The sequence below is a fragment of the Arcanobacterium sp. S3PF19 genome, assembly GCF_000758825.1.
Classification (GTDB): domain Bacteria; phylum Actinomycetota; class Actinomycetes; order Actinomycetales; family Actinomycetaceae; genus Arcanobacterium_A.
Window position 1 is genome coordinate 11,596 of the sequence record NZ_JRMX01000001.1, and the last position, 21,695, is coordinate 33,290.

Below are 21,695 nucleotides of genomic sequence, written 5' to 3' on the forward strand. Positions count from 1 at the left end.
CGGCTCTTCTAAAACCCGAGACGGCCAAGCAGCTTCGGATCGCGCTGCCAGTCTTTTGCCACTTTAACCCGCAGATCAAGATAAACCCTGCTTTCCAAAAGCTCCTCGATCGGGATTCTGGCCCTGCGCCCCACATCTTTCAGCCGTGATCCCCCGCGGCCGATCACGATTCCTTTCTGCGATTCGCGTTCCACATATATGCTTGCGTGCACATCGGTCAGCGGTCTGTTCTTCTCCCCTTCTTTTACGGGACGCTGCGCAATTTCTTCCACCACTACGGCTATCGAATGCGGCAGTTCCTCGCGCACCCCCTCCAGTGCGGCTTCCCGGATATACTCGGCGACCAATTCCCCCTCTGTTTCGTCCGTCAGCGTATCCGTCGGATACAGCGGCACGGAAAGAGGCATCATTTCCAGCAGCAGATCAGTGAGCAGACCAATCTGCTCGCCGCGTACGGCGCTCACGGGAACTATCTGCGCAAAATCGGCCAATTCGCCCAATTCGGCAAGTTTTGCCGCCAATTTTTCCCGCCCTGTTTTATCCGTTTTGGTAACGGCCGCAACAATCGGGGCTTTCGTCTGCCGCACCAGGTTCAGCAAAAACCTGTCTCCCGGGCCTATTTTCTCGTCCGCGGGCAGACACAGCACCACCGCGTCCAAATCGCTTAGGGACTCACGCACCAAATCATTCAGTCTCTGCCCCAGGAGCGTGCGCGGCTTATGCAGACCCGGAGTGTCGGTTAAAATCAGCTGTCCCGCGGGACGGGAGACGATTGCGCGGATCGCTTTTCGGGTTGTTTCCGGCTGATTCGCCGTAATCGCAATTTTCTTTCCCACGAGCGCATTTGTAAGTGTGGATTTCCCGGCATTCGGACGGCCCACCACAGCCACAAATCCCGCCCGGTAATCAGGATTTTCCGTGTTCTTCATCCGATTCTCCCTCCTTTTCCCGTTTGGCGACAATAGTTACGATCCGTTTGCGCCGGCCCTCAAATTTCTCTGCGGTTAAAGACAGTCCGCACACATCGGCATGCGAGCCGACAATCGGCACGCGCCCCAGTACTTTTGCCAGCAGTCCGCCGACGGTGTCGACGTCGTCGTCCTCAATCGTCAGATCAAACAGTTCCCCCAAATCCGTCAGCGGCAGACGGGAAGGGACGCGGTATTCGTCTTCCCCTATTTTCTCCACTTCCGGTGTTGCCCGGTCGTGTTCGTCGGTCATTTCCCCGACGAGTTCCTCAAGCAGATCCTCAATGGTGACCAGACCGGCAATTCCTCCGTATTCATCCGCCACAAGAGAAATATGAACCGCCGTTGCCTGCATTTTATGCAGAAGATCATCGACCGACATTGTTTCGGGCACAAAATTGGGCGGGCGCATAATCTCCGTGACCTGCGCGGATACGGATCCGCCGTGCTGATAGGTGAAACGGATAATATCTTTCAGATACAGTATCCCCAACAGTTCGTCCGCCGAATCCCCGATCACCGGCACACGGGAAAAACCGGAGCGCGAAAACAGACGCAGCGCCTGCTCCAGCGTGTGCGTTTTGCCGATCGTAATCATATCCGTGCGCGGAACCATTACCGTGCGCACAATCGTTCTGCCCAGTTCGATCACCGAATTGATCATATCGCGTTCGTTGTCTTCCAGGATATCGGATTCCCTGACCCGCTCAACCATCAGCTCGTAGGCTTCGTCATCAGGTTCGTCGTGTTCCTCGTCGTCCGACTCGCGCACCTGTATAAACAGCGCCGTCAGCTTTGTCGCCGGAAAAACAATCCATGCCGTTGCCTTCAGCAGTCGCAGCGGTTTACGTGCGGCAACGGAAGACGGGATCAGCACATTCGTAAAAAGGACGCATAACGCCACGGTCAGCGGGGTAATGGGAAAGAGAAAACGTCCGTCGGAAACGACATCGGCACACAGGAGAAGCACCGCGGCACTGAGCACCGAAACGGCGGGCAGCCTTGCCGCCTGCGCACCGGTTTTCGCCAAATCCCGGTTTTCCACCAGATAGAGCACTCCTGTGCCTATTTCGCCGGCCGCGCGCGCATCGCGTGCCGAAGAACGGGTCACATGGCTCAGGGCCGCCGAGGCCAGGCGCAGCATCACTGCCACACACAGAGCCAGCACCGAAACGCCCAGAAGAATCCCCGGCGGGATATCGTTTATCTGCTGCATTTTACCGTTTTCCTAGTCGATAGTCGGCGCAATATCGTCGATGGTGCGCAAATCGCGCTGCGGCCGGTTCGGATCGCACGGTTTGCGCGCAAGAAACGTAAGCAGCAGCCGGCGCTGCAGGTCAAACATTTCTTTCCGCTCCCCTTCCTCGGCATGGTCGTATCCGAGCAGATGCAAAATACCGTGCGTGGCAAGCAGGAGCACTTCTTCCATTGTCGCATGGCCGGATTTTTCCGCCTGAGCCGCCGCCACGGACGGGCAGATCACAATATCCCCGAGCATTCCCGGCTGCGGGTCCGTTCCCGGGGGAGACGGGCGCAGCTCATCCATCGGAAACGACATCACATCCGTCGGACCGGGCAGACCCAGCCATTTTATATGCAGCTCCTCCATCGTATCCTCGTCCGCAAACAGGATATTCAGATCGGCCTGCGGATGAACGCGCATTTCCGCCAGCACCCGGGAAGCCAGCTCGGATACCTCTGCCAAATCCACAGCGGGAACGAATCCCGATTCGTCGTTAACTTCAATCATTGTTCCCCATTCCAACGGGCATATGCGTCGATAATATCCGCGACAAGACGGTGGCGCACCACATCGGCGGAATTCAGTTCGCTGAAATGCACTCCGTCTACGTCTGAAAGAATTGTGCGTACCGTCTGCAGACCGGATTTCTTTTTGCACGGCAGATCGATCTGCGTCAGATCGCCGGTAATCACCATCCTGGAATGAAATCCCAAACGCGTGAGAAACATTTTCATCTGCTCCGGAGTGGAATTTTGCGCTTCGTCAAGAATAATGAACGCATCATTCAGCGTCCGTCCGCGCATATATGCCAAAGGTGCCACCTCAATTGTTCCGGCTGCCATCAGCCTGGGAATCGCTTCCGGATCAAGCATGTCGTGCAAAGCGTCGTAGAGGGGACGCAGATACGGATCGATTTTGTCGCTCAGCGTGCCAGGGAGAAATCCGAGGGATTCTCCCGCCTCTACCGCGGGACGGGTCAGAATAATCCGCGAGACCTCTTTATTTTGCAGTGCCGCCACGGCTTTTGCCATCGCCAGATACGTTTTTCCCGTGCCGGCCGGGCCGATTCCAAACACTATCGCGTATTCGTCGATTGCATCCGCATACGCTTTTTGCCCCAAAGTTTTGGGACGGATCGTGTTTCCCCGGTTTGTCAGGATATCGGCCATGAGCAGATCGGCGGGACGCGCCAGACCGGATTTCGCGATCGCGGCCGCTCTCTGCGCCGTCTCGGGAGTAAGATGGCCGCCCGCTTTTACCGCACCCAGCAGTTCCGTGAGCAGGCTCCGGGCAAAATCGATTTCGCTTTCCGTGGAGGCGGAAAGCCTAATCTCCTGCCCGTGAACGTGTATTCTTACCGGTTCGAGATCTTCTTCCAGCGCACGCAGCACACAGTCCTGATATCCGAGTAAGTTAATCATCGGCACGGTCGGCGGCACGAAAATTGTATGCTGTACGGTATTGGCGCGATTCACTGTTTCATTCTATCCTATCTGTGCACCGCGGCGGAAACAGCGCCGAAAACACGGCAATTGCCCACGCCCCGGCGGTTGCCGAGCGCAGAATATGCCCGCCGAGCAGCACGGCCGTTGCCCCCGCCGCGCATAAATCTTCTTCTTCCTCCCGCGTTATTCCCCCTTCGGGGCCGACGGCAAAAGTAACGGCGGAAGGGCAGGCTCCGGTTTCGCGTATTTTCCCCAGGTGGGAAACGAGGGAAACCTTTGCCTCTTCATGGCATAAATATACGAGCTGCCCCGCCTCAATGCGGCTGCGGATCAAGTCCCCCAGAGCCCGGGAATCGGTCTTTTCCGCGACCCGCGGCACCCATGAGCGGCGCGCCTGTTTCGCCGCCGCCAGGGCCGTATCTTCCCACTTTTTCTCTGCTTTCCGCGCTTTCTGTGCGTCTTTCCACTGCACAACGGAACGTGCTGCCTGCCAGGGAATAAATTCGTGCGCGCCGAACTCGGTGCCGGTCTCGACGGCCTGTATGTCCCGTCCGTTTTTTGCCAGTGCCTGCACCAGAGAAATGCGCGGCGAACCGGCCGGTTCCCTCACGGACGACACCGTTTTCCCGCGCAGAACATCCCTGCCCGCCTCGCTTACCTCAATGCAGACCCGCAGCCCTCGCCCGTTCACCACGTGCAGCAGTTCCCCGGGGCGCGTTCTGCGCACGGTAACGGCATGTCTTGCCTCCGCACCCCGCAGAGTAAGCATTTCCCCCGGCCCGGGCGGTTCGCGCAGTGTAAAATCAACGTATACGGGAAGCGTCATCTGTCCCCCTCACAGGAAAAGCCTGCGGCGCAGGCAGTCATCTCCGGGCGGAAAATTTATCGCGCAGTTTTGCAAACACGGATTCACTGTGCTCCGTCAGATCCGTCTGCGCATCCAATTCGCCGCGTTTGTGCGCCAATTCCCGCACCAGTTTCTTCTGCGCCGAATCCAGTCCGGTCGGAGTGAGCACATTGATCTGAATTCTTAAGTCACCGCGCGCGCTGCGGTTCATTTTCCGCACTCCCAGACCGCGCAGAACCTGCACTGTCCCGGACTGCGTGCCCGGGGCAATTTTTATCTTTTTCATTCCGTCAAGAGTGCGGATTTCGCTCTCCGTTCCCAAAACGGCAACCGTCATCGGCACTTCCATCACGGCCAGCAGATCATCTCCCTCACGGGCAAACACGGCATCGGGAAGCACGTGAATCTGCACAAACAGATCGCCCCTGGCGCCGCCGGCAATTCCCGCATCGCCCTTCCCGGGCAGACGCAGACGCATTCCCTCTTCGACGCCGCCGGGAATCTGTATCTTCATCTTCTGCACGGAACGCACCCGTCCCTCACCGGAACATTCGGCACAGGGCGTCACAATCCGTGTTCCGTATCCGTGGCATGAAGAACACGCCGAGGAAGAAACCATTTGCCCGAACAGGGAATTCGTCACGCGCTGCACGGATCCGCTGCCGCCGCAGTCGCTGCACGTCACCGGTTCCGTGCCGGGCGCGGTCATCGACCCGTGGCAGACGCCGCATTCCAGATTCAGATCAACGGAAATTTCCTTTTCCGTTCCGAAAACCACATCCGACAAAGACAGATCCGCCTGCACCAGGGCGTCTCCGCCTCTGCGTGCCCGGCTCACCGGTCCGCGCGCAGATGCGCCCGCGCCGAACAGATTGGAGAAAATATCTTCAAAACCGGAGAATCCCGCACCGAATCCGCCCGCCTGCCCGCCGCGCAGCGCATCGGTGCCCCCCAGATCGTACATTCTGCGTTTCTCCGTATTCGACAGCACTTCATATGCTTCCGAAACCATTTTGAAACGCTCTTCGCCTTCCGGTCCGGCCACATCCGGATGCAGGGTACGTGCCAGTTTGCGGTACGCCTTTTTTATTTCGCTTTCGGTTGCCTCCCGCGAGACTCCCAATACTTCGTAATAATCAGCCAATTATATTTTCCCTATCTGTTTTCTTACCTGTGTGACTGTAAAATCTCCGTGAGGTACTGGGAAATCGCCAGTACGCCGGACATCGCCGCCGGATAGTTCATCCGTGTCGGGCCGATCACGCCCACGCGTGCCACTTCCCCGTCTGCGCCGTTGCTGTATCCGGCAGTAACGAGGGAGGTCTCACTCAGCTCCGTGCTCGAATTTTCGCTCCCGATCCGCACGCTGACCCCCTTTTCCCTGAATGCCATCAGCTTCAGCAGCACAATCTGTTCCTCCAGCGCATCCAAAACCGGGGAAATCGAAGCGGAAAAGTCAACATCGTAGCGGCTCAGATTGCCCGTACCGGAAACGACCACCCGTTCCTCGCTTTCCGCCTCCAGCACCTCGACGATGGTATCGGTAAACTCTCCCGCCGCCGCGCGCAGTCTAAATTCCAGTTTCTCCGCCACAAGATCCCGGCGGGCGCGCAGCCGGCTGATCGGAACACCCGTCAGGCAGCTATTCAGTGCCGCGGATATTAAATGCAGGTCATCTTCGCCGATCTCATCGGCAGACTTTACCGTGCGCTGTTCGACGCGGCCCGTATTTGTGATCAGCACAAGCATAAACAGCCGCGGACGAAGCGCAACGAGCTCAATATGCCGCAGATTGCTCTGCCTCAGCGAAGGATACTGCAGTACAGCAACCTGATTCGTCAGGTGGGAAAGGAGACGCGCGGCACGGGCAATCACATCGTCCAGATCCACGGCTTCCATCAGCGTCTTTTGAAATGCGGCACGTTCGGGCGCAGAGAGCGGTTTGATTTCGTCCAAAGAATCGACAAAGGCACGGTATCCCGCATCCGTGGGAATTCTGCCCGCCGAAGTGTGCGGCTGCACGAGCAGTCCCGCTTCTTCCAGTATCGCCATATCGTTGCGCACAGTGGCCGGCGAAACGCCGAGATGGTGCCGCTCCGTCACCGCTTTTGATCCCACCGGCTCGCGCGTGGAAACATAATCTTCCACAATTGCGCACAGCACCGCCAGCCTGCGATCCTGCGTATGAGACACTGTCTCTCCTTTCCTCCGGCCGGGTCCGCGTGCGGAATGCGGATTTGCACTCTGCGCCTTCGAGTGCCAATTCTACGCTCTTTCGGCACCGAATCCACTTCGGGACCACGTTTCGGCACGCTTTTTGCTCTGAGCGTGAAATAAACCGCCTACTGCCCGTTTCGCAGTTCTTTGGGAATCGCGGGCAGCGCCGCCACGGCGGCTTCTTCCGCACGCAGCAGCAGAGCGTCGTAATCTTTGCCAAACACCTGCCCGGGAATGATAAGCGTCAGGTGTTCGCCGACCGTGTGCACACCGCTTACCCCGCGCAAAGTGCCCAGCCACTGCCCGAATCGGCCGCCGAGCAGCTTTTCCCCAACAGACAGCGCGCCTGCCGCCGGTTTCCATTTGCCTTCGGTATCCGATACGGGAACGAACAGCATTTCCGGAAGCTCCGCTTCGCTTCCGTCCCCTGCCTGGGGTATGGCCAGCGTGAAAATCAGATATGCCGTTTCGCCGACGTCTGTCAGTGCCGATCTCCATTCGGGGATATCTTTTTTCCGGACGCATTCGCGCGCCGAAAGATTTTTTCCGGGAAACAGGCAGCCCACAAAAACGCCTTTTCCGAAAAGATACCGGTTCAGATCCGGCTGTTCCCTGCGGTAGACGAAGCCCCTTGCGCGCAGTTTTCCGACGGTGCCCGTGTGCGCGTCCCATGCACCTTTCGCGTTCTTCGTCAGCATTCCGCGCAGAATCTCGAAAAAAAGCACCAGAACGAGAAGTCCGGCGATTCCTCCCACGATCAGATCACGCAGCTCCATCAGATCCCCTCCCACAGCCGGCGGATCACGGAGTCGGCAAGCAGCCGCCCTGTTTCCGTTAAGACAATTCTTTTATTCAACGATAACGGCCGGCGCTCAATTAAACCATCTGCACACAGCTGCCCGATAACCTGTGCGGGCACATGGGACGGGACGGGAATTCCCCGGGCAAGCCTGATCCCCAGCATGATCTGTTCCTCCAGGCGTTCGCGCCGGTTCAGCGTTTCGCTCCCCGCACAGACGGTTCTGCCTTCCCGCAGCCGCCGGGCATATGCCAGAGGATGTTTTACATTCCAAAAACGGGTCCCGTTGATATGCGAATGTGCCCCGGGGCCGTATCCCCACCAATTGCGGTTCTGCCAATAGCACAGATTATGCCGGCATTCCCTGCCCGGTAGCGCCCAGTTCGAGATTTCATACCAGCCGTATCCCGCCCGGGAAAGGAGTTCGTCCGCCAGAAGATATTTATCCGCCAGTTCTCCGTCTTCGGGGGCACTGATCTGCCCGCGCGCCAGACGCGCCCCCATTTTTGTGCCGCGCTCAATCGTCAGCGCATAGCAGGAGATATGCCCGGGAGACAGTTCCAGCGCGGCGCGCACCGATTCTTCCCACTGTTTTTCCGTTTCCCCGGGGGCACCGTAAATCAGATCCACCGAATATTCCAGCCCCAATTCACGCGCCCACTGCGCAGCCAGCGCAACCTGCCCCGGAGTGTGCCGCCGCTCCAAAACGCTCAGTACGTCTTCTACGGCGGACTGCATTCCGAAAGATATTCTGGTAAATCCGTTTTCCGCCAGTTTTTCCAGCTTTTCGCGCGTGACGCTCTCCGGGTTCGCCTCCGTGGTAATTTCCGCACCGGGAGCAAATCCGAACACCGTTTCCAGCCTGTGCAAAACCTCCGCCAGGCAGTCCGCCGCAAGCAGAGTGGGCGTTCCCCCGCCAAAAAATACCGACCGCAGTTTTCCGGGCGCGCAGGCGGCGGAAAGAACCCGCGCGGAAAGTTCGATCTCCAGATTCAGGCTCTGCGAATAATCTTCCAAAGACGCACCGGGGCCGAAATTGGGATTCGTGTAGGTATTAAAATCACAGTATCCGCAGCGTGCCCTGCAGAAGGGAATATGCACATAGGCACTGAACCCCGCGGAAACGTCCGGATCGGGGAGCCGGGTGCCGCCGGGCGGCAGTATTCCGGCAGACAGTTCACCCATGCTCCCGCAATCCCCTGCGCGAGCTGGGCGGACGTTCTCCGCCGCGGTTTGCGGGCACGCACACGCCCTGTTTTTCCGCTGCGCTCCATGGATCTTCGGGAACCGGTGCCGCATCCGCGGGCAGCGTGTTGCGCACCGCCGTGAGATCGTGAACGGTCCGTCCCGCTTCCCTGCCCCGGGATTCAAACCGCGTCAGCGTCCGGTGCGCAAAACGCGGGGCAAAGCCTCCCCGGTACAGACCCTCATCGGCCGGATCGCCGTTTCGGCCGGCATACGGATTGGAAAACCATGGAGACTGGGCGATCACGTCACGCATTTGCCAGGCATAATTGTCCCAGTCGGTAGCCAGACGCCAAACACCGCCGGCAGGAAGCACCCGGGCAACCGTGTGGGCGAAACGCGGAGAAACGATTCTGCGTTTACGGTGGCGCTTTTTCCGCCACGGATCGGGGAAAAACGTCCACACTTCACAAAGACCGGCAGTGTTTTCGCCCTGTGCGCACGCACCGCCGGATTCCGCAAACAGCACGGGCAGTGCCTGCGCGGCATCCAGGGGCACAATGCGCACGTTTTTCACTCCCGCGCGGACCGCCGCCCGCACACAGCGCGCCACACCCGGATCCCAGGCCTCGAAAGCCAGAAAATCCCGTTCGGGGAAAAGCTGAGCCGCGTGTATCAGCTGCTCGCCGGACCCGGGACCGATTTCCGCAACTATCGGCGCACTGCGTCCGAATATTTTTGTAAAATCAGGGCGAAAACCGGGATCCACCGTTGCGGTTCCCTCACCCCGGGGAAACTGCGGCACGTAAAAACCGCCGAATTCTTCCATTGTCTGCGCGTGTCTCGCCCCCAGGCGTCTGCCGCGCAGGGAAAACGAAGTGATCCGTCCGTATTCCGGCATTATTTCTTTTTTCCTTCCGGCAGCTCGGAACTGAGCGCGGCCACAAATGCCTCCTGGGGAACCTCCACCCTGCCGATGGCCTTCATCCGCTTCTTGCCCTCTTTCTGTTTTTCCAGCAGCTTGCGTTTGCGCGAAACGTCTCCGCCGTAGCATTTGGCAAGCACGTCTTTGCGCAGTGCCTTAATGGTTTCCCGGGCAATAATGCGCGTACCCACCGCCGCCTGCACGGGAATTTCAAAATTCTGCCGCGGAATCAGGGCTTTCAGTTTTGCCGTCATCTCCACACCGTAGGAATATGCGCTGTCTTTGTGCACGATCGCCGAAAACGCGTCCACCGTTTCGTGATTCAGCAGGATATTGACTTTCACCAAATCCGCCGCCTGCCGGCCCTCTTCCTTGTAGTCGAGAGAGGCGTAGCCTTTGGTCCGCGATTTGAGCTGATCGAAGAAATCGGTCACAATCTCCGCCAACGGCAGCGAATAGCGCAGTTCCACACGGTCGGTAGACAGATAGTCCATGTTTTTCATCGTTCCGCGGCGCTGCATGCACAGTTCCATCACCGTGCCCACGTAATCCTTTGGCGTTAAAATGGTGGCATCCACCAGCGGCTCATAGATCTCTTTTACTTTTCCTTCCGGGAATTCCGAGGGATTGGCCACTTTCACGTGTTCTCCGCTTTCCGTGACCACCTCATAGTTCACCGACGGCGATGTGGCAATGAGATCCAGATCAAATTCCCGTGCCAGACGCTCGGTAACGATTTCCAGATGCAGCAGTCCCAGAAATCCGCAGCGGAAGCCGAAACCCAGCGCAACGGAAGTTTCCGGCTCGTAGCTTAACGCGGCGTCGTTCAGCTTCAGTTTGTCCAGTGCGTCGCGCAGAGCCGGATAATCGGAGCCGTCGATCGGATACAGCCCCGAAAACACCATCGGCTGCGGGTCTTTATATCCGGAAAGAGGTGTTTCGGCAGGATTGCGCAAATCGGTAACGGTGTCTCCCACGCGCGACTGCCGCACGTCTTTCACTCCGGTAATCAGATACCCCACTTCGCCTACCCCAAGTCCCCGGGAGGGAACCGGCTCGGGGGAAATGACGCCGATTTCCAGCAGCTCGTGACTTTCTTTTGTGGACATCATGTGCACGCGCTGCCTGGGAAGGAGTTTTCCGTCCACCACACGCACATACGTGACCACCCCGCGGTAGGTGTCGTACACGGAATCAAAAATCATCGCCCGCGTTTTCGCATTCGCATCCCCCACCGGGGCAGGCACCTGCGCCACGATTTCGTCGAGCAGCAGATTCACTCCCGCGCCCGTTTTCCCGGAAACGCGGATTACGCTTTCTTCCTCACAGCCGATCAGCGCCGCGAGTTCCCGCGCGTATTTGTCCGGGTCCGCCGAAGGAAGATCGATTTTGTTCAGCACGGGAATAATTGCCAGATCGTTTTCCAGTGCCAGATAAAGATTTGCCAGAGTCTGCGCCTCAATCCCCTGCGCCGCGTCCACGAGCAGCACCGCTCCTTCACAGGCTGCCAGGGAGCGCGAAACCTCGTAGGTGAAGTCCACGTGTCCGGGCGTGTCGATCATATTCAGCACATAGGGTTGGCCGCCGCACGTCCAGGGCATCCGCACCGCCTGCGATTTGATCGTGATTCCGCGTTCGCGTTCGATATCCATCCGGTCCAGATACTGCGCTCTCATATCGCGCTCGCTGAGCACTCCGGTGAGCTGCAGCATACGGTCCGCCAGCGTGGATTTGCCGTGGTCGATATGGGCAATTATGCAAAAGTTGCGGATATGCCGCGGATCCGTGGACGCGGGGGCGATCTGTTTCAGTTCTTCTGCGCTTGTTTTCGGCACGTGGCTCCTCTTCTCATTGTCTTCTTCAAGCCTATCAGCGCAGAGCGGAAAAGACGCATTGGGAAACTGAGAAATTGCCGATACTATTGCGGTGTGCGCATTGCCTTCATCTGTGCGCCGCGGCGTTTTCTTGGCAAAGATACAAAATACCGGTAAAATTTCCGTTGGACTGCGCACCGGTCGGGTGCCGGTCCCGCCTTATTCCACAACCACGGGTGTCCCCACGCCTGGCAGTCCGGATGAGGCAACCTCTCACCGACCGTATCCGTCTCGCGCAAGCGAAACACAGAAAGAGTTAAAATTGGCAAACATTAAGTCCCAGAAGAAGCGGATTAAGACGAACGAGAAGCGCCGTATGCGGAACAAGGCTGTGAAGTCTGAATTAAAGACTCTCGTGCGTAAAACACGCGAAGCGATTGCTGCCAAGGATGCCGAAACAGCCGAAACCGAACTGCGCGTGGCCGCGCGTAAATTGGACAAGGCCGTTTCCAAGGGTGTGATTCACCGCAACCAGGCCGCAAACCGCAAGTCGAAGCTGGCCCGGCAGATTGCCGCGCTGGCCCGGGAAGCGTAAGCCGGCTCACCGGCGTAACGCCGGGATTTTTACTGTGGGCAGGAGAATGTCTCTCCTGCCCACAGTTTTGTTTCCCGTTCTGCCGCCGTTTCACCCTGTGTTTTATGACCTAAAACACTCCAAAAAATTATATTTTTCAAAGATTTGTCAGATAAACTTAACTGAAATGTCCGCTAGCCACGGGATTTTATCCCGTTTCATCTATTGAGGAGACTAACGAATCATGAAATACACCCAAAAGACTCTTGCCGCCGCCGCCGGCCTGCTGGTGGCAGGTTCAGCCGTTACTTTCGCCTCTGCCGAACCGGATACACAGAATAATCTGCCGCAGGACGCGCCCGGCCGCGCACCGCTCGCCAAGCAGGCAGACGAAGTAAAGACCCCCACGAAAGAAGACGTGGAAGCGGCACGGAAGAAGGCGGAGGACGCGAAAAATGCGCTGACCAAAGCCGAAGAGCGCAACACTGCCGCCCTGAAAGCCGACAAAGAAGCCGACGCGCAGGTAGCCGCCAGGCAGAAAGAAGCGGACGAAGCAAAGACCGCCTTGGAGAAAGCTCCGGATGCGGACGAAGCACAGTATAACGAAAAGAAACAGGCCGCCGATCAGGCAGCCGAAAACCTGAATAAGGCACAGGAACACAAGAAAGAAACAGCCGCCAATCTGCAGAAAGCCGCCCGGGAATCGGCGGACGCCGCCAAAGCGTTTGAAGAAGCAACGAAGCTGACGGACGGCATTTCCAAGGAAAGCCAAAAAGCGACGGAAAATGCGGCAGCAAAATTAGCAGAAAAAGAACAGGCGCAGAAAGCACTTGATGAGGCAAAGGCCGAAGCCAAAGCCAAAGTAAAAGAAGCTGCTCAAAACATCATTAACAAAGAAAAAGAAATAAAAGACAACAAAACCGAACTTGATGAAAAAGAAAAGGCCGTAAAAGAAAAAGAAGCCGAGCTTAAGCAGGCCGAAACAAATATAACGGAAAACGAAAAGAAGATTGCCGAGCAGACTCAGGAAAAACAGAAAGCCGAACAGTGGCTGCAGACTTTGAAAACCCAGCAGGCGCAGATTGCCCAGAAACTGCAGCAGTCCGAACAGGGCGTTAATGACGCAAAGAGAGATCATGGCGAAAACTCAGTAGAGCACAATGCCGCCAAACAAATACATGAACATAATCTGAACGAACAGAAAGAAAATCAGACTAATCAGCAAAAAGCCCAGGAAAACAAGGTAAAAGCCGAAGGAGAAATAGCGGCGGCAGAAGGCAAAAAGCAGGAACTGCAAACTGCAAAGTCCACGGCCGAGCAAAATCTTAACCAGGCAAAGGAAGCCGTAAAACCGTTAAAGCAAAAAGACGAGCAGCTGAACCGGGAACGTAAAAATCTGAATACGTTAAAAGATGATATAGAAGGCGCAAACGAAGCCACCGAGCAGGAAAAAACGGAGGAATTGGAAGAAGCCACAGAAGCTTCCCAAACCGCCGAAGAGGAAAAAAACAAGGCCGGTGCCAAGGTACGCGAACACGAGCAGAAACTGACTGCGCTGGAAGAAAAGAAAAATACTTCCGAAACTCAGCATAAGCAGGCAAGAAAGGCCGACTCCGAGGCGGATACACAGCTCAATGGGGCAAAATCCGCAAACACGGAAAAAGAAAACGCCTTCAAACCGCTGAAGGAAGCGCGTGAAAAGCACGTAGCGGCGCAGAAGCAGCTGGAAGCGGCCACTCTCGCCCTTACGGCTGCGCAGGGCGTGAAAACGCAGGCCGCCGCCGAAGTTGTTGCCGCAGGCGCTCTGCTTTTAACAGCCCGTGCGGAATCGGAAGACGCACAGCGTAAGTATGTTCTGCTTTCCACAGCCTACGAGCAGGCACACCCGCAAAATCCGCAGAATCCCCGGCAGAACCCGCCGGCGGGTGCAAATGCAGGAGCAAATGCAGGAGCAAATGCGGGTGCAGCGGCCGGCCCGCGGCAGCAGGCACATAAGGCGCCGCGGAGCGCCGAAAACGGCGCGGTGTATGTGCCGCAGCACCGTAAGGTGTCCCGCTCGGAGCAATTGCCGCAAACCGGTTCCGATTCCGTGGCAGCGGGCCTGCTCGGCCTGGCACTGCTCGGTCTGGGACTGGGCGCCCGGCGCCGTAACCGCTGACAGGTAAACGAAGCCGAATATTTCCCCCAAATACGCGCTGCGCTGCGGAAAACCAATGCGGCCGTATTTGGGGGAAAATTTTATCTTAATTTTTATCTCTGATTTGTATCTTGGGATACGCCCAAGATACGCCCGCGCAAAAAAAAATCATGCAAACGGAAGCAGTCATCCGGCAGACCAAAGCCGCACAGATGCAAACAAAACGGGGAAACTGCGAAAACACCCCGCCACACGCCCCTGCCGCACAATCCCGGCGGGGCGAAACTATAGGTCTGTGCCCGCGGCGGCGCGTATATGCACACTCGGCAGGGGGAAAACCCCTGAAAAAAATATGGGTGCGGAAATTAATTTCCGCACCCATATCCGCAGATCTTTTGCCGATTTCGGTTTTCGAAAATCAGTGCATAATTTTCTCAGAGCGCGGCGGCAATCTGCTCTACCGTTGTCTTTGCATCCCCGAGCAGCATTTGCGTATTCTGCCTGTAAAACAGCGGATTGGTCACTCCCGCATAACCGGAATTGCCCATTGACCGCTTCAGCACAATCACATTCTGCGCCTCCCACACCTTAAGAACCGGCATTCCCGAAATCGGAGATCCCGGCTCCTGTGCGGCAGGGTTCACGGTATCGTTGGCACCAATCACCAGCACCACATCCGCGCCCGCAAAATCATCGTTTATCTCATCCATTTCCCTAACGATATCGTAGGGAACTTTCGCCTCCGCCAAAAGCACGTTCATATGCCCGGGGAGTCTGCCCGCCACGGGGTGAATCCCGAATGTTACGTCCACACCCATGTCGCGCAGTTTGCGTGTCAGCTCCGCAACCGGATACTGCGCACGCGCCACCGCCATGCCGTAACCGGGCGTAATCACTACTTTCCGCGCGTTTCTCAGCAGATCGGCAACTTCACCCACGGTCGTTTCCCGATGCGTGCCGTAATCACGTTCGCTGTGCGTCGCGCTGCCGGTGCCGAAACCACCCAAAATAACGGCGGCAAAAGAACGGTTCATCGCTTTGCACATAATATAACTGAGATAGGCACCCGAGGATCCGACCAGGGCACCCGTGATAATCAGCAGGTCACTGCCGAGAGTGAAACCGGCCATTGCCGCAGCCCACCCGGAATACGAATTAAGCATGGAAACAACCACGGGCATATCCCCGCCGCCGATCGAAGCAACCAAATGCAGACCCAGGGCAAGGGAAATCAGCGTAAGAATGATTAAGACGCCCAGCCCCGCATAAACCGTGCGCGTGTGGGCAAAAACCACGATCAGAATCAGCGATGCCGCCACCGCGGCCAAATTAAGCAGGTTGCGCGCCGGCAGGGCCAGCGGCTTGCCTTTTATCTTTCCCGACAGCTTAAGAAAAGCAATAACCGAGCCGGTCAGCGTCACCGCACCGATAAAGACCGCCAGACCCACTTCACCCATATGGAAAGCATTTTCGGCAGTCGGCGCGCCCGGTGTGATCAGGAACGAATTGAATCCCACAAGCACTGCCGCCAGACCGACGAATGAATGAAGCAGCGCAATCAGCTGCGGCATTCCCGTCATTTCCACGTGCAGGGCTTTATAAATGCCGATTCCCGCACCGACGGCCATCGCCACCACAATCAGCAGCAGCGACATACCCGCCTCATTCGTGGTTCCGATCAGGAAGAAAAAAGCCAGCAGAGAGATGCACATTCCGGCAATACCCGCATAATTGCCTTTCTGTGCCGTTTCCTGCCGCGAAAGTCCCGCGAGCGCCAGAATAAACAGCAGCGCCGCCACAATATAGGCAAAGGGGGCAAAACCGAACGCAAATCCGATAAACCAAGATTCAGTATGCAGCATTGTCTTCAGCTCCTTTGAAACATTTTCAGCATTCGGTGGGTTACCGCAAATCCGCCGAAGATATTAACCGAGGCAACCGCAATACCGATAAAGGCCAGTATTTTCACCGTTAGGGACTGCGCCGGGATCTGCACCAAAGCTCCCACGATAATAATTCCCGAAACGGCGTTTGTAACCGACATCAGGGGCGTATGCAGAGAGTGCGTAACAGAGGTGATTACGTAAAATCCGATCACTACCGCCAGCGCAAAAATCATAAAATGCCCGGACATCCCGGGAGGAGCCATAAAAATCAGCAGCATCAGCGCAACTGCGATTCCCGCTGCCCATCCGTATTTGGCATATCCCGTTTTCTTTTCCGGCGGTGCCGGAGGCATGGCGTCGTTTTCCGCGCGGACGCCCGTCTGCGCGGGAGCTGCCGAAACCTTTACCGGCGGCGGCGGGAAAAGCACCTGCGATCCGTCGGTCACGATTATCTGGCGCACGATTTCGTCTTCTGTGTCCAAAACCAATTTTCCGTCTTTGCCGGGTGTGGCAAGCTGCAGAAAATTCACCACATTCTGCGCATACAGTCTGGATGCCTGCGCCGGCAGACGCCCGGCCAAATCCGTGTAGCCGATAATTTTTACGCCGTTTTCCGTGGTTACAATTTTACCCGGTACCGTAAGTTCGCAGTTCCCGCCGTTTGCGGCAGCCATGTCTACGATTACGGACCCGGATTTCATCCGCGATACGGCCTGCGCGTCGAGCAGAATCGGAGATTTGCGCCCGGGAATATTGGCCGTGGTAATTACCACATCGGATTTTTCCGCCTGCCGGGCGTACAGCGCGGAGGCTGCCTCTTTCTGCGCGTCAGACATTTCCCGTGCATATCCGTCCGACGATTCCTGTGCCGGGGCCTCAATGGGCACAAAGTGCGCTCCCAGCGACTCCACCTGTTCGGCGGTTTCGCTGCGCACGTCTGTTGCATTCACAACCGCGCCCATGGAGTTGGCCGTGCCGATTGCCGCCAGACCTGCCACGCCTGCGCCGATCACATATACGGTGGCGGGCGGCATCTTCCCCGCGGCGGTTACCTGCCCGGTAAACAGCCGTCCGAAATTGGCCGCCGCCTCAATTACCGCCCGGTATCCGGCGATATTTGCCATCGAAGACAGCACGTCCATAGACTGCGCGCGGGAAATACGGGGAATCATATCCATCGACAGCCCGGTAATTTTCCGTTCGCACAGTTTCTGTGCAATCTGCGGATTCTGCCGGGGCGAAAGGCGTGAAATCAGCACCGCACCGGGTTTAATCCGTTCAAGGTCATTTTCCGCGGGCGTATCGGGCGTAAGCACGATATCCGCACCCCATGCCCGGTCTGCGGAAACTATTTCGGCTCCCGCGGCCTCGTACTGCCCGTCGAAGCAGTCGGCTTTCTTTCCCGCTCCGCTTTCCACGGATACCGCGTAGCCCAATTTCACCAACTTTTTCACAGTGTCTGCAGTGGCAGCCACCAACGACTGCGAATCCTGCGATTCTAAAGGAATCCCTATCCGCACCGATTCTCCTATCTCTTACGGTTGCCGCACGCAGAATGCGGCCTGCCGCAACTGCGTCCGGTTAAAAATCCAAACAGTCCCATTCTACTGTATTACCTTATTTCAGACGCTGTGCTCTTCCCACAGCTAAAATCAGACGTTCCAAAGCGTAATGCGCATCATGCGATCCGCCTTTAACCTCGCTGTCTGCCCTGGCCGTCTCCCGCAGTGCCTGCGCCAAAGCGGGCGCGGACCAGCGGCGCAGATCCTGTTTTGCCCGGGTGATCTGCCATTGCGGCAAAGAGGGCCGGTAGCCCACATTCCCCGAATCCATTCCCAGCACCTGCCCGATCTGCCGCAGTTTGAAATCAATTGCGGAAACCACCGCAACCGCGTTTGTCCCGGTTGAAAGTGCGTGACGGCACAGTTCAATGGCTTTTCCCACATTTCCTTTCAGCAGCGCGTCGGCAACATTGAATCCGGTGGCTTCGATTCTTCCCGAAAAATACCGGTCTACGTCCGCTTTCGTAATTTTCCCGGGAACGTCCTGCAGCAGCTGGGCAACACCGGAAAGCAGTTCCTGCAGATCGGAGCCGAGCGCATCCACAAGAGCGGCCACGGCATCGGAGGCAATTGCGCGTTTTGCGGCGGTGACGTCTTCCTGCACGGCTTTGGCTTTGTCACCCGTATTTTTTACGGCCGCGATTACCATATGCGGCACGTTTTGTTTCCTTAGCGTTTCGAGTATTTTCTTTCCGCCCGCGCCGCCGTTATGACGTACCAAGACACGGACGTCCTGCCGGGGAGCGCGGATATAATCGGCAAATTCCTCGGTAAATACCCGGTTTGCCTGCTCCAGATTCTGCACGACCAGCGCTTTCGGCTCACAGAACAGTGTGGGCGCAAGCAGCAGCGAGAGCCGCTGCGGGGTATATGCGGCGGCATCCAAAACGCCGATTTCGGTTTCGGGGTTTTCTGCACGCAGCTGCTTTTTAAAGTTTTCAACCGTGCGGTCGCCGTATACGCGCTCCGCGCTCTCCAAAAGCATTACGGGCGCCAACTTCATCTGCCATCGCTCTACCATAGTTTTATTATCCCATGCCCCGGAAAAAACCGACTGATGTTTTATGCCGTAAATATCTCACTGTATCTTTCCTGTCTCTCTCCCCGAATCCTTTCGGACTGTCCCTGCCCCGTACATCGGCCAAAACACCGGGGGACGGACGGCGCAGACGGGCCGCCGGATCCCCCGTCTTTTTCGGATGCCTTACCCCGGGCCCGCGGCCGCGCAAATACCGAGTACGGACGTGACGCCTACCGTCAGAAACAGCAGTATGTTTAACGGAAGCGGCCAATTTCGGTATGCGCGGATACACAGATAAAACAAAACGCATACCGCCAGCTGAAACGCAAGTGCCCGGGGCACGCAAACCACGGCGGAAGTGAGCGAGGCGGTCTTTTCCGCCACCGCGAGCACCCACCAAGCGCACGGACGGCAAAGCGCAACCGCCCACGATGCTGCCGTAATGCTGAACGGAGAGATCAACGCACCCAGCAGTCCGAGCAGCGTCAAAAACGGAATCACCGGCGCAACGGCGATATTTGCCGGAACAGAAAACAAAGATATCTGCGGCTGGAACGAAGCCGACAAAGGAAGCGTTACGGTGCCTGCCGCAAAGGAAATCACCGCCGCAGTCAGGATATTTTCCCGCAGCGGCGGAAAACGGCAGTGTTTCAGCCACGGGGTAACCATCACAATCGCCAGCGTCGCCGCAGCAGACATCACAAATCCCACTCCGGCGGCAATTGGCGCAAACACAGTTCTTCCCGTGATCAGGGCCGCGCCCAGCAGGGGAATGGGCATTAACCGTCTGCGCAGCATAATTCCGCAGAGCAAAAACGCGGCCATCAGCCCGGCGCGCAATACGGACGCCGAGAGTCCCACCAATGCCAAAAGCTGCAAAAGACAGGCAAAGGCAATCCCCGCCGTGAGAAACCGGTGGCGCATACCGCAGATTCCGATCACAAGCGAGAGAATAAGCGAGATATGCGCTCCCGAAACAGCCGTCAGATGTGTCAGACCCGAAATCCGAAATGCCCGCTTCAGATTCGGAGAAAATCCGTCGTCATCGCCCAAGACCACACCCCGGAAGATATTTCTCTGCTCCCCGGGAATATGGCGCAAAACCGCGGCAAAACCGCTGCGGATACTGTGCGCCGCGCGGAAACGCGGCGGAGCGGATTCAATTTTCCGCATTCTGCTTACATCCATCCAAAAATCACAGAAAGCAGAGTGCTTTTTCTTCAGCGTGCCCCACAGGCGGTAACGCTGCCCGATGCGCACGTCCGCCGGAAAATCCGCCGGGGACTTTTGCGCCGTATTTCCGGCCGAGCAGATTACCTGCCGCGCGCGCCGGGTGCGGAAAGTGTCGGAAATTTTTTCCGCCTGCCAGATCTGTATCGTCTGTCCGCCGGAAAAAGAACGTTTTTCCCGGATAAAACTCCCCTCCAGGATAATCCCATGTGCGCTGCCGGCATATTTTTCCGCAGGTGAATAATACTGTTCCCGGGCATGGACAGCCTGTATTGCGGCCGCAAAACACACCGCCGCAAGCAGCGCCGCCGCCGTAAAGCGGATCCCCGGAAAAAGAAACAGTGCGCACAGCAGCAGCCCGGAAAAAACACAGTATGCCGGCAGTGTCTGCCGCGAAAAAGGAAAAAATCCGCTTCCCCAGATAATCAGCGCGGGAAGAAACAGACGAAAATCATACATTTCAGACCGTCACAAACGGGGCAATTTTTTCGAATGTTTTCCTTCCTATCCCGTCCACCTGCATCAGATCATCTATTTTTGCGAAATTGCCGTGTTTATCACGCCTGCTTTTGATGGCTTTTGCGGTCACCGGCCCGACACCCGGAATCTCCGTCAGCTGTGTAAGCGAGGCGGTATTGATATTTATCTTTTTCTGCCTCTGCGTATCTTCGGAATTCTGCCCGGTCTGCGTTTCTTCTCCGGCGCTCTTAGCCTCCTGCCCGCGGGCACCTGCCTGTGCCACGTGAACGTGGTCACCGTCTTTCAGTTTTTGTGCCAGATTCAGCTGCACCAAATCCGCTTCCGCATTCGCTCCTCCCGCAGCTTCCAGTGCCTGTTCGATACGCGCGTCGGCATCCAGTTCCACAACTTTCGGATGAGCCACGGCGCCGGAAACGTAAACGGAAATTTTTCCGTTTTTCTCCGCCGCGTTTTCCCCTTTTTCCGTTTTGTCTCTCTGTGAAGATGCGTGCGGACCTGCCGACTGCCCGGATTTGGGAAAATCCCGCACCTCCCGCATTTCGCTTCCTCCCGCCTGCCAAAGAACTACTCCCAATGCCAGAGCCAAGGCAAAAACAAAAGCAAAAAATGCCTCCCGCGAAAAGGCAAAACGTGCTTTTTTGACGTTACTGCGCGCAGCCTGCCCCAATTCGCGCGCATAGAGCCCGGCATCGCTGCCCAGGGCGGAATTTAAAGCTATATCCCGAAAATACCGGGCAGGCTTCGGCTGCGGGCGTTCGCTTACCGTCAGCGGTTGCCGGCTGTTTTTGGGACTAAGTTTCGGAGGAGGTTTAATCATGCCTCAACTATTCCAAAAGAAAGCACGAAACAAAACGGGATAAACAAATCTGTGGATTTATCAATCTGTTTTCTCTGCCGGGGAAAACATTCCCGAACGGAAGGACACGGGAGACTGCCCGGCTGCCGCAGTCCGCGCAAACATATGCAAGCGCGCAAAAGCACACCCCGCAAACCCGCATAAACAGCGCAGACACATACAAAGCACATAAAACGGGGCGCCCGGAACAGTCCCGGGCGCCCCTCTGCGGATACGGAATTATTTCCGCTTCCGAATTCAGGCAGCTTTTCCGAATCCGATTACTTTCCGCGACGGCGGCGGTGACGAGCCACAGTTCCCGTTCCGCCCAGTCCGAGGGCAAGAGCCGCCAGCATTGCGGGAAGCGAAGCACCGGCACCGGTCCTGCCCAGCCGGCCTGTCCTGCCGGACTTCGCAGCCGGTGCAAAGGAATGCTTCCCGCGCCCGGAATCGCCCGCGACGGCGGGTACCCTCACCGTCTTATACTTATCCAACGCAGCCTTCGCCCGCTTCAGCCGCGCCAACGC

The 21,695-nt window shown here is 57.0% G+C and carries 19 protein-coding genes; 2 read left to right on the forward strand and 17 right to left on the reverse strand.

Annotated features, from left to right (window positions below; translation table 11 throughout):
• Positions 1-8: 8 nt before the first annotated feature.
• From era to lepA, 11 genes are all read right to left on the reverse strand, one after another.
• Positions 9-929, reverse strand: a complete 921-nt coding sequence (gene era / locus HMPREF1631_RS00065; RefSeq protein ID WP_034230894.1) for a GTPase Era — start codon at positions 927-929, stop codon at positions 9-11.
• A complete protein-coding gene (locus tag HMPREF1631_RS00070; RefSeq protein WP_052046874.1) occupies positions 907-2,184 on the reverse strand; it encodes a hemolysin family protein in 1,278 nt (425 codons plus the stop codon). Before HMPREF1631_RS00070 ends, era begins: the two co-directional genes overlap by 23 nt.
• A gap of 12 nt (positions 2,185-2,196) precedes the next feature.
• Entirely contained in the window at positions 2,197-2,718 is a 522-nt protein-coding gene (ybeY, locus tag HMPREF1631_RS00075; protein WP_034230896.1) for an rRNA maturation RNase YbeY, read from the reverse strand.
• The gene (locus tag HMPREF1631_RS00080) at positions 2,715-3,686 is read right to left on the reverse strand and encodes a PhoH family protein (protein ID WP_369794702.1); all 972 of its coding nucleotides are present in this window, start codon (positions 3,684-3,686) and stop codon (positions 2,715-2,717) included. Before HMPREF1631_RS00080 ends, ybeY begins: the two co-directional genes overlap by 4 nt.
• A gap of 4 nt (positions 3,687-3,690) precedes the next feature.
• Positions 3,691-4,482, reverse strand: a complete 792-nt coding sequence (locus tag HMPREF1631_RS00085) for a 16S rRNA (uracil(1498)-N(3))-methyltransferase (protein WP_052046875.1) — start codon at positions 4,480-4,482, stop codon at positions 3,691-3,693.
• Positions 4,483-4,519: 37 nt separating this feature from the next.
• Positions 4,520-5,647, reverse strand: a complete 1,128-nt coding sequence (gene dnaJ, locus HMPREF1631_RS00090; protein ID WP_034230899.1) for a molecular chaperone DnaJ — start codon at positions 5,645-5,647, stop codon at positions 4,520-4,522.
• 23 nt (positions 5,648-5,670) lie between these two features.
• Entirely contained in the window at positions 5,671-6,696 is a 1,026-nt protein-coding gene (hrcA, locus tag HMPREF1631_RS00095; protein ID WP_034230902.1) for a heat-inducible transcriptional repressor HrcA, read from the reverse strand.
• Between the two features lie 149 nt (positions 6,697-6,845).
• Entirely contained in the window at positions 6,846-7,496 is a 651-nt protein-coding gene (locus HMPREF1631_RS00100; RefSeq protein ID WP_034230904.1) for a hypothetical protein, read from the reverse strand.
• Positions 7,496-8,704: a radical SAM family heme chaperone HemW gene (gene hemW, locus HMPREF1631_RS00105; protein ID WP_034230906.1), complete on the reverse strand. Its 1,209-nt coding sequence runs from the start codon at positions 8,702-8,704 to the stop codon at positions 7,496-7,498. The genes HMPREF1631_RS00100 and hemW overlap by 1 nt, the downstream gene beginning before the upstream one ends.
• Positions 8,697-9,605 (reverse strand): tRNA (guanosine(46)-N7)-methyltransferase TrmB, encoded by a 909-nt coding sequence (gene trmB / locus HMPREF1631_RS00110; RefSeq protein WP_084707229.1) that lies wholly within the window; start codon positions 9,603-9,605, stop codon positions 8,697-8,699. Before trmB ends, hemW begins: the two co-directional genes overlap by 8 nt.
• Complete coding sequence (gene lepA, locus HMPREF1631_RS00115; protein WP_034230936.1) at positions 9,605-11,464, reverse strand: translation elongation factor 4; 1,860 nt, start codon at positions 11,462-11,464, stop codon at positions 9,605-9,607. The genes trmB and lepA overlap by 1 nt, the downstream gene beginning before the upstream one ends.
• A gap of 301 nt (positions 11,465-11,765) precedes the next feature.
• Between lepA and rpsT the strand changes: the two genes are divergently transcribed.
• Together rpsT and HMPREF1631_RS06690 are read left to right on the forward strand one after the other, a co-directional pair.
• Entirely contained in the window at positions 11,766-12,038 is a 273-nt protein-coding gene (rpsT, locus tag HMPREF1631_RS00120; RefSeq protein WP_034230908.1) for a 30S ribosomal protein S20, read from the forward strand.
• A 223-nt stretch (positions 12,039-12,261) separates the two neighbouring features.
• Entirely contained in the window at positions 12,262-14,175 is a 1,914-nt protein-coding gene (locus HMPREF1631_RS06690; protein ID WP_052046876.1) for an LPXTG cell wall anchor domain-containing protein, read from the forward strand.
• A 413-nt stretch (positions 14,176-14,588) separates the two neighbouring features.
• Here HMPREF1631_RS06690 and pntB read toward each other — a convergent pair whose 3' ends face one another.
• The 6 genes from pntB to HMPREF1631_RS07130 all read right to left on the reverse strand — a co-directional run.
• On the reverse strand, positions 14,589-16,016 hold the full coding sequence (gene pntB / locus HMPREF1631_RS00135; protein ID WP_052046877.1) for a Re/Si-specific NAD(P)(+) transhydrogenase subunit beta: 1,428 nt from the start codon (positions 16,014-16,016) through the stop codon (positions 14,589-14,591).
• Positions 16,017-16,021: 5 nt separating this feature from the next.
• Positions 16,022-17,560 (reverse strand): Re/Si-specific NAD(P)(+) transhydrogenase subunit alpha, encoded by a 1,539-nt coding sequence (locus HMPREF1631_RS00140; protein WP_034230911.1) that lies wholly within the window; start codon positions 17,558-17,560, stop codon positions 16,022-16,024.
• Positions 17,561-17,657: 97 nt separating this feature from the next.
• Positions 17,658-18,623, reverse strand: a complete 966-nt coding sequence (holA, locus tag HMPREF1631_RS00145) for a DNA polymerase III subunit delta (protein WP_156956163.1) — start codon at positions 18,621-18,623, stop codon at positions 17,658-17,660.
• Between the two features lie 183 nt (positions 18,624-18,806).
• The gene (locus tag HMPREF1631_RS00155; RefSeq protein WP_034230918.1) at positions 18,807-20,312 is read right to left on the reverse strand and encodes a ComEC/Rec2 family competence protein; all 1,506 of its coding nucleotides are present in this window, start codon (positions 20,310-20,312) and stop codon (positions 18,807-18,809) included.
• A gap of 1 nt (position 20,313) precedes the next feature.
• Positions 20,314-21,150, reverse strand: a complete 837-nt coding sequence (locus tag HMPREF1631_RS00160) for a helix-hairpin-helix domain-containing protein (RefSeq protein ID WP_052046878.1) — start codon at positions 21,148-21,150, stop codon at positions 20,314-20,316.
• A gap of 299 nt (positions 21,151-21,449) precedes the next feature.
• A partial coding sequence (locus tag HMPREF1631_RS07130; RefSeq protein WP_198017329.1) for a hypothetical protein occupies positions 21,450-21,695 on the reverse strand: 246 nt, incomplete at its 5' end.

What these genes read in the sequence shown, in the direction of transcription:
- era (WP_034230894.1), bottom strand. Translation starts at nt 929, where the DNA reads ATGAAGAACACGGAAAATCCTGATTACCGGGCGGGATTTGTGGCTGTG.
- HMPREF1631_RS00070 (WP_052046874.1), bottom strand. Translation starts at nt 2,184, where the DNA reads ATGCAGCAGATAAACGATATCCCGCCGGGGATTCTTCTGGGCGTTTCG.
- ybeY (WP_034230896.1), bottom strand. Translation starts at nt 2,718, where the DNA reads ATGATTGAAGTTAACGACGAATCGGGATTCGTTCCCGCTGTGGATTTG.
- HMPREF1631_RS00085 (WP_052046875.1), bottom strand. Translation starts at nt 4,482, where the DNA reads ATGACGCTTCCCGTATACGTTGATTTTACACTGCGCGAACCGCCCGGG.
- HMPREF1631_RS00100 (WP_034230904.1), bottom strand. Translation starts at nt 7,496, where the DNA reads ATGGAGCTGCGTGATCTGATCGTGGGAGGAATCGCCGGACTTCTCGTT.
- hemW (WP_034230906.1), bottom strand. Translation starts at nt 8,704, where the DNA reads ATGGGTGAACTGTCTGCCGGAATACTGCCGCCCGGCGGCACCCGGCTC.
- trmB (WP_084707229.1), bottom strand. Translation starts at nt 9,605, where the DNA reads ATGCCGGAATACGGACGGATCACTTCGTTTTCCCTGCGCGGCAGACGC.
- HMPREF1631_RS06690 (WP_052046876.1), top strand. Translation starts at nt 12,262, where the DNA reads ATGAAATACACCCAAAAGACTCTTGCCGCCGCCGCCGGCCTGCTGGTG.
- pntB (WP_052046877.1), bottom strand. Translation starts at nt 16,016, where the DNA reads ATGCTGCATACTGAATCTTGGTTTATCGGATTTGCGTTCGGTTTTGCC.
- holA (WP_156956163.1), bottom strand. Translation starts at nt 18,623, where the DNA reads ATGGTAGAGCGATGGCAGATGAAGTTGGCGCCCGTAATGCTTTTGGAG.
- HMPREF1631_RS00155 (WP_034230918.1), bottom strand. Translation starts at nt 20,312, where the DNA reads ATGTATGATTTTCGTCTGTTTCTTCCCGCGCTGATTATCTGGGGAAGC.
- HMPREF1631_RS00160 (WP_052046878.1), bottom strand. Translation starts at nt 21,150, where the DNA reads ATGATTAAACCTCCTCCGAAACTTAGTCCCAAAAACAGCCGGCAACCG.